General features: G+C 32.4%; 1 protein-coding gene. It reads right to left on the bottom strand.

Annotated elements, in window-relative coordinates:
- A partial coding sequence (locus Q4Q55_RS09955; RefSeq protein ID WP_303372652.1) for a hypothetical protein occupies positions 1–666 on the bottom strand: 666 nt, incomplete at both ends.

Genomic DNA, 666 nt, shown 5'->3' with positions numbered 1-666 from the left:
TCAGTAACATTTGCACTGCATTCGCCAATTTGCATTGCGCAAGCGAAATATGCATTTGCATTTACAATATTGGATTCATAATCCATAAATTCAATAGGTCCCATTGCACCACTTTGAGAGGAGTAGATGCCATAGACTGCTTCTTTTGCATTAACAGTTACATCATTATTTTTCACAGTACCGTTTGATGAAGGTGCTGCAATATTAATACCTCCAACATGATAAATTTCAGAGGAAATGTTTAATTTATTGTCTGAAATCTCAAAGTTGTCTGCCCCAACATATATACCATAGGTATCATTGTGTCCTAAAGCATTGATTGTGTTATTTTTAATTAAAATATTATCGGACATCAAAGTTGACCAGTCCATTTTGGTTACTGATTTAACATGTACAACATAAATGGTGTCATATCCATAATCACCCAAATCAAATGAATTATATGTTAAATCAACATTGTTATTGATAAATTCCACATTTTCACAGTAATAGAATAATATACCATCAGAATAAACTATGGAGTCCGGCCAATTATCATAATTAATTTCACATGAAGACATTTTAAGAGTGAAAATATTTCCATCAACTGTTATGTTTTTGGAAGGATCTTCCCCAACATCATCCCCTTCAACATAAACAGCACGGTTTAATGAATTTCCAGTAGTA

It is taken from the genome of Methanobrevibacter sp. (assembly GCF_030539555.1).
Classification (GTDB): domain Archaea; phylum Methanobacteriota; class Methanobacteria; order Methanobacteriales; family Methanobacteriaceae; genus Methanocatella.
Note: the sequence above shows the minus strand (reverse complement) of the source record. Positions and strands in the feature narration are given on the sequence as shown.